The organism is Paenisporosarcina sp. TG-14 (assembly GCF_000297555.1).
Lineage (GTDB): Bacteria > Bacillota > Bacilli > Bacillales_A > Planococcaceae > Paenisporosarcina > Paenisporosarcina antarctica.
In genome coordinates this window covers 57,065-63,368 of the sequence record NZ_AMGD01000061.1, presented here as the reverse complement: position 1 = coordinate 63,368, position 6,304 = coordinate 57,065, and the positions used below count along the sequence as shown (strand labels likewise).

8 protein-coding genes are annotated in these 6,304 nt (G+C 36.0%); 1 reads left to right on the top strand and 7 read right to left on the bottom strand.

The window, feature by feature from the left end; translation table 11 throughout:
* Positions 1-212: 212 nt before the first annotated feature.
* The 3 genes from C406_RS19960 to mgtE form a co-directional block, all read right to left on the bottom strand.
* A complete protein-coding gene (locus tag C406_RS19960; protein WP_081503775.1) occupies positions 213-617 on the bottom strand; it encodes a transposase in 405 nt (134 codons plus the stop codon).
* Complete coding sequence (locus C406_RS21285; RefSeq protein WP_017381604.1) at positions 584-709, bottom strand: hypothetical protein; 126 nt, start codon at positions 707-709, stop codon at positions 584-586. The genes C406_RS19960 and C406_RS21285 overlap by 34 nt, the downstream gene beginning before the upstream one ends.
* 586 nt (positions 710-1,295) lie before the next feature.
* A complete protein-coding gene (gene mgtE / locus C406_RS0115670; RefSeq protein WP_017381603.1) occupies positions 1,296-2,669 on the bottom strand; it encodes a magnesium transporter in 1,374 nt (457 codons plus the stop codon).
* Positions 2,670-2,770: 101 nt separating this feature from the next.
* Between mgtE and prpE the strand changes: the two genes are divergently transcribed.
* On the top strand, positions 2,771-3,517 hold the full coding sequence (gene prpE, locus C406_RS0115665; RefSeq protein WP_017381602.1) for a bis(5'-nucleosyl)-tetraphosphatase PrpE: 747 nt from the start codon (positions 2,771-2,773) through the stop codon (positions 3,515-3,517).
* On the opposite strand, the gene C406_RS0115660 is transcribed toward prpE, so the two are convergent.
* Genes C406_RS0115660 through C406_RS0115645 form a run of 4 tightly spaced genes read right to left on the bottom strand, consistent with a single transcriptional unit; the run spans position 3,514 to position 6,282 of the window.
* Positions 3,514-4,407 (bottom strand): RluA family pseudouridine synthase, encoded by an 894-nt coding sequence (locus C406_RS0115660; RefSeq protein ID WP_017381601.1) that lies wholly within the window; start codon positions 4,405-4,407, stop codon positions 3,514-3,516. The two genes, prpE and C406_RS0115660, sit on opposite strands and share 4 nt — an antisense overlap.
* On the bottom strand, positions 4,379-5,179 hold the full coding sequence (locus tag C406_RS0115655; protein ID WP_017381600.1) for an NAD kinase: 801 nt from the start codon (positions 5,177-5,179) through the stop codon (positions 4,379-4,381). The genes C406_RS0115660 and C406_RS0115655 overlap by 29 nt, the downstream gene beginning before the upstream one ends.
* A gap of 12 nt (positions 5,180-5,191) precedes the next feature.
* A complete protein-coding gene (locus tag C406_RS0115650) occupies positions 5,192-5,851 on the bottom strand; it encodes a GTP pyrophosphokinase (RefSeq protein WP_017381599.1) in 660 nt (219 codons plus the stop codon).
* A gap of 44 nt (positions 5,852-5,895) precedes the next feature.
* Complete coding sequence (locus C406_RS0115645) at positions 5,896-6,282, bottom strand: hypothetical protein (protein WP_017381598.1); 387 nt, start codon at positions 6,280-6,282, stop codon at positions 5,896-5,898.
* Positions 6,283-6,304 lie beyond the last annotated feature (22 nt).

Here is a 6,304-nt window from a genome sequence, read left to right as displayed (position 1 = left end):
TTTTTGTTCGCTTTGTTTATCAACTGGTTTTAATTTAAAGTGCAAAATAATACAATTTTTGTAATTCTGGAAATTTCTATATTCATAAGCGACACGATTCAATACGTTAATTATTGTTAGGGTAAATAAAGCTGTTTTCTATCAACGGAAGACGTTTTCTTAATGTTTTTAAGCTTGTTCTCATATAACTTGAAATTAAAGATGAAACAAACCTAGTTAAACAAGTCTCTAATGCTTGAAATCCTTATAGACATAGCTTTTAGAAGTTCTTGATAGAGCCAATAATTCGCTTTTAATTTTGGATAATACGCTAACATTTCTTCTACAATACTTGCCGCAAAGCGTTGGTGGAATAATGGGTAGTAATTATATTCTACGCCGGATAGTTCAGATTCTTTTTTTAGGAGTGGCTTCCAGTAACGCTTCAGGCGACGGTATTTCTTCCTATTATCATGAGGATCTGTTTTAAGTTTATTCATGATATTTATACGACATTTATTTTTAGAGCGATTAATTAATTGAACTAAATGAAATCGGTCAATGTTTCTGACACCGCACCCTTCGCAATGTGCAGGGTTGTATGTCAATTTTCCAAGAACATATTTACATACTTCCACTGTAAACGTCCCTTCTTATGGAAGTTTTCTTCAAAAGTAATGTTTGGGTCTTGAATAACGAGTAAAGATTCAATACTATTTGAATGTAACAAGTGAGTTTCCTCCTGGATAAAGGTTTTCGTCGACTTTTATTCTACAGGGAGTCTCACTTGTTTTCTATATCTAATTGAACTTATGTTTCCTATATTCTCTTAGCTGATTGGAGTGCAGAGCGGCGACTCCGGTGGGATTAGCGTGACAGGTGAGACCCCACAGGAGCAAGGTTTTCGCGACGAGGAGGCTCACCGCACGCCCCACGGAACGCGTCCGCTTGGAACGGAAATCAGCGTGTATCAGGATTTTTAAGTTTCACAGATATTTATAAAAAATGATTGTAGTGAAATTCCATCCCTTTCTCCTGTTTTACCGAGAAGGAAATTTTATTTTACCAACGTCATATATTGTACAACCAAACTCATCTCGAAATTTTAATTTACTTGATAAGATTAAATTCGTTTTGTGAAATGAAAATTTCTTACTTGAAGAACGATTTAGAAAAAATATCGCTCCATTTCATTTTACACAACCAGAAAGATGGAAGTCCTTATCTATCAATCTGGAACGAATTAACGTCAACCTAGCAAGTCAATCCATACTTTTCATATAAAAAAACTTTAAAAAAGTGCTGAGAGCACTTTTTTAAAGTTGAGAAAGAAACATAGTTGCTAAACCTAAATATATTAAAATACTAATAATGTCATTTAGTGTTGTAATAAATGGACCTGAAGCTACCGCTGGGTCAATATTCATCCGGTGAAAGAGAAGTGGAATAAAAGATCCTGACATTGTCGCGACAAAAATAGAGCCGAATATTGCTGCTCCGACTAGTAGACCAAGTAATAGGTCTTGTTGTAAGAAATAGACTATTCCTACACTGAAAACTGCACATACTATTCCTGTAATAAGACCTGTTCCTGCTTCGCGCATCAACAATTTCATTTTACTTTGTTCCTCGATATCGCCCGTTGCGATACCACGGACGGCAACAGCTAAAGCCTGTGTACCACTATTTCCAGCCATTCCTGCAATTAATGGAATAAAAACAGCTAAAATTGCTACTTGATCTAAGACTCCTTCAAATATTCCCATCAAACTTGCCGTAAACATTCCTAAAAATAATAAAATAATTAGCCATGGCAGTCTTTTCTTTGCCGCAGTTAAAGGTCCTTTATCAAACGTATCCATTTCTGAAACGGCAGCTAATTTAGAGTAATCGTCATTTGCTTCTTCTTCGAGAACATCCAAAATATCATCTACTGTGATAATTCCGAGTAAATGATTTTGGAAATCGACAACTGGAACTGCTAAGAAATCATAATCTTTAATCATTCTTGCGACTTCTTCTTGATCTTCACTTACCGATACACTAACCACTCGATCATTTTTAATCGAACTAATTAACGTATCCTCATCTGCAATAATTAAATCACGCAATGACACTACACCAGTTAATTGATGATCATCATTTACGACGAAAAGATAGTATATTATTTCTGCTTCAGGTGCAGCATTACGTAAGATCATCATCGCTGATCGAGCAGTCGAATTTTCTGGAATTGCCACATACTCGGTCGTCATAATTGAACCAGCCGTGTACTCTTCATAGTGCAGTAAATCTTTAATTTCTTGGGCTGATTCATCATCCATTATAGTTAAATAGCTGGCAACTTGATCTTTGCCTAACTCATTTAAAACGTCTACAGCATTATCCGCATACATTTCAGATAACATATCAGCTGCATACGTATTATGCATTTCTTTTAAGAAGGGTTCGTATTCATCATCATCGAGTTCAATTGACTGGAAAATTTCTGACATTTCTTTTGGAGAGAGATACTGATAGATAATTTGCCTGCTGTCAGGACTCACCTTTTCAAAAAATTGTGCCTGGTCATACGGATGTAATGATAAGAACTCTTCTCTAAATAAATCAACTTGGTGTTCATTTAAAAATGTTAACAATTGTTCTGCATCGAGGTTATGTTCTTCGTTATTTTTACGATCGTCAATCATGTATGCCCCCCTCCTTTCCTATATGTTTTCATTTCTACATTGCTTATTGTTTTTGTTACACTGTTGATATTGCCATATTTTCTTTTAAAGAGGTGATTTATATGTCGTATGACATCATTGGAGATATACATGGTTGTTATGATGAACTAACCGCATTACTAACTAAACTAGGCTACCAAAGGAATTCAGGTATATTCATTCATCCGCAGGGACGTAAGTTGGCATTTGTTGGAGATGCAACTGATAGGGGACCTCAATCACTAGCTGTCTTAAATTTACTGTTTGCTATGCAGGATGCCAAGCAATTATTTTATTCCCCGGGAAATCACTGCAACAAACTTTACAGATTTTTTAAAGGACACCAAGTACACATTACTCATGGGTTAGAAACGACTGTAAACGAATTTAATTTATTGCACCCTAAAGATAAACGGGAACAGTTTAGAAAAAGATACATCAAGTTTTATGAAGCACTCCCATTTTATCAGCAACTCGACAACGGTCAGCTTATTATTGCTCATGCTGGAATTCGAGAAGATATGATAGGTAGACCTCTTCAAAAAAACATCATCGTTTTTGTCTTGTATGGCGATATTTCTGGCCAAAGTCTATCGGATGGCAGACCACTTCGCAAAGATTGGGCTAAACAATATAAAGGATCTTCTTTAGTCGTATATGGTCACACACCAACAAAAGAAGCACGCTTTAAAAACCATACCGTTAATATCGACACGGGTTGTGTATTTGGCGGGAAATTAACTGCACTTCGTTACCCTCAATTAGAGATAGTATCTGTGCCGTCTTTCCAACCTTATGTGAAAGAAAAGTTTCATGAATTTGACGACTAAATAAGCAACTTCTTCATATCCATTGGCAATGAACTCGTAAAGGTCAATAGCTCACCTGTCAGGGGATGTTTAATATCTACAGATGTACAGTGAAGAGCTTGACGGCTAATTAAATCGATTTTACCTCCATATAAATCATCCCCCATAATTGGATGACCTATATGTGCTAAATGAACACGTATTTGATGCGTTCGTCCTGTGTGTAGTAGACACTTCACATGTGAAAAATGAGTATAAGGATAAATAACGCTAACATCTGTATGAGCAAAAAGACCATCTTCACGAACTTCACGCTCTATAATGCTAGTTCCTTTTCGACCAATTGGTGCTATTATTTCTTGGAAACTTTGATCAATCTTGCCATGAACAATGGCTTCATACGTTTTATTTATCATATGAGAGTGATTCATGAGGTGATGGATATGTCGATTTTTCACTAAACACACTAGTCCAGAAGTGTCCTTGTCGAGGCGAGTCAAGATATGAACAGTTGAAGGAATCGACATTTGTTCATAATAATAAGCAACATAATTCGCTAATGTTCCTGACGGATGTTCCCTAGAAGGAATCGTGCTTTGACCAGATGGTTTATTAACAATTAATAAGACATCATCTTCATATACAATATCAAGTAACCCTTTTTGGCGAATTAAACCTGTACTAACTTCTTCTAATGGGAAAATAACGGTTATTACATCCCCTATAGCCAGTGGATGTCTAACCGTTTTTTCATGTCCATTTACAAATAAAGAACCACCATCAAATTTTATTGACGTTAATGTACGCTTGGATATCCCCCACTTAGATAGAGCTTCACGAAGTAAAATTTCTTCAGTTGAATTAAATGTAAGTTGGAATTGTTTACACATCGCTATCAATAAACGAATCATGGACCCTTTTCCAAAATGGGAAAGGACGGAATCTCGCAAATCGTACTTTCTCTTTGGCAACACGATACTGAATTGATTTGACGTCTTTAAGCAACAATTGGATATGATCAATCGTTACCATAAAGTCAGGCGCTTTTACTGGTTTTAACACGCATGTATGGTGAGCCGGCAAAATCAGTGGTGCACCCACTGTTCGGAAGACACGATTATTAATGGATGCCATTTCCGTTAATTGCATCGCTTCTAATGACGGATGAATCACCGCTCCACCAAGTGCTTTATTGTAAGCAGTACTTCCTGAAGGTGTTGACATACAAAGACCGTCTCCACGGAAACGCTCAAAATGACTATCGTTAAGTTCCACATCCATCACTAATGTCACGTCAGGAGACTTAATGGTACTTTCATTTAATGCTAAATAAACGCTTTGGTCATTATTACTACGATAATTAATTGTCGCTTCAAGCAATGGATACTCAGTAACTTGGAATTCTTTCTTAGAAATCGAAATCACTAATTTTTCTATTTCAGAGGGTTTCCAATCTGCGTAAAATCCTAAATGCCCAGTGTGAATTCCAACAAATGCTACAGTAGACAATTGATCACGATATCTATGAAAAGCATGAAGTAAAGTACCGTCTCCGCCAATTGAAATAACGATATCAGGTGCATCTTCATTCCAAGTAAGTCCAAAATCAGTTAAGTATGTTTTAGCACGGTCCATTAGTTCGTTTGAGTGTTCATCATTACGTGATTGGATGGCAAATTTCATGAACGCTTCCACCTACTTTCTCTTTGAAGGGAAATTTACGTTTCCACTCTCTTTATATTCACTAAAGTATTTTTGTGCTGCTTGGATTTCATCTCGTATGAGTGACATTTCTTCATCTAACCTAAATGCGGCTTCAGCTGCACTTTGCAATCTATTTTTTATTTCTTCTGGAAATAAACCTTTGTACTTGTAGTTTAACGAGTGTTCTATAGAAGCCCAGAAATTCATTGCTAATGTACGGATTTGAATTTCTACTAAAATTCGAATTTTTCCGTGAATGGTTTGAACAGGATATTCCACAATCATATGATAAGAACGATAACCACTCGGTTTTTCATGTGAAATATAATCACGCTCTTCTACGACTTTGATATCGTGACGATGGCGCAATAAATCGACCACAGTTTCAATGTCGTCAACAAATTGGCACATAATACGCAAACCTGCAATATCCTGCAGTTCGTTTACTAAACGCTCGGAAGGCTCAAATGCAAATCCTTTTTCAAGTGTTTTATCGTATATACTCGCAATAGGTTTTACTCGACCAGTAATAAACTCTATAGGTGAGTTTGTATTTTCTATTTCATATTGAGTACGAATACCTTTAAATTTAATTTTCAATTCATCTACCGCTTGTTTATAAGGCTCTAAAAAACGTTCCCATTGTCCCATAACGAGTCCCCCTTGCCATTACTTTAGTGATTATCTACCCATATTCACTGTGCTAAAAGTTGTTCTTTAAACGCATCCTCAACTGAGTTTGCAAACTCTTCACCATAATTATGATTGCCTTCAATATTAAAAATGAGCATGTTTAATTCTTCTCTAAAATTATCTAGTGAAATTTCCGTTTGTCCCCAGGCTAATACTGGTTCTTTATCTGCTGCAAGTGACGCTGCAAGTAAAGGCCAAACCATCTTCGGAAATTGGACATAAATATACCCATCTGTATCATCCATTAAATAAACAAAAGCATTTTTCTCTGAATCAGTAATTAACTGTCCACCTGCTTTTATTTCTTGGCCTGTTGGGTCTTCTTCTAAAATAAATCGAATATATGAACCATTTTGAATACCACTAATTACAGTATAAGTTTTACGCATTTTAAGATCTTCCTTTCAATCT

Excerpts from the sequence above, each read along its gene's own strand:
- mgtE (WP_017381603.1), bottom strand. The coding sequence starts at position 2,669 with ATGATTGACGATCGTAAAAATAACGAAGAACATAACCTCGATGCAGAA.
- prpE (WP_017381602.1), top strand. The coding sequence starts at position 2,771 with ATGTCGTATGACATCATTGGAGATATACATGGTTGTTATGATGAACTA.
- C406_RS0115660 (WP_017381601.1), bottom strand. The coding sequence starts at position 4,407 with ATGATTCGTTTATTGATAGCGATGTGTAAACAATTCCAACTTACATTT.
- C406_RS0115655 (WP_017381600.1), bottom strand. The coding sequence starts at position 5,179 with ATGAAATTTGCCATCCAATCACGTAATGATGAACACTCAAACGAACTA.
- C406_RS0115650 (WP_017381599.1), bottom strand. The coding sequence starts at position 5,851 with ATGGGACAATGGGAACGTTTTTTAGAGCCTTATAAACAAGCGGTAGAT.
- C406_RS0115645 (WP_017381598.1), bottom strand. The coding sequence starts at position 6,282 with ATGCGTAAAACTTATACTGTAATTAGTGGTATTCAAAATGGTTCATAT.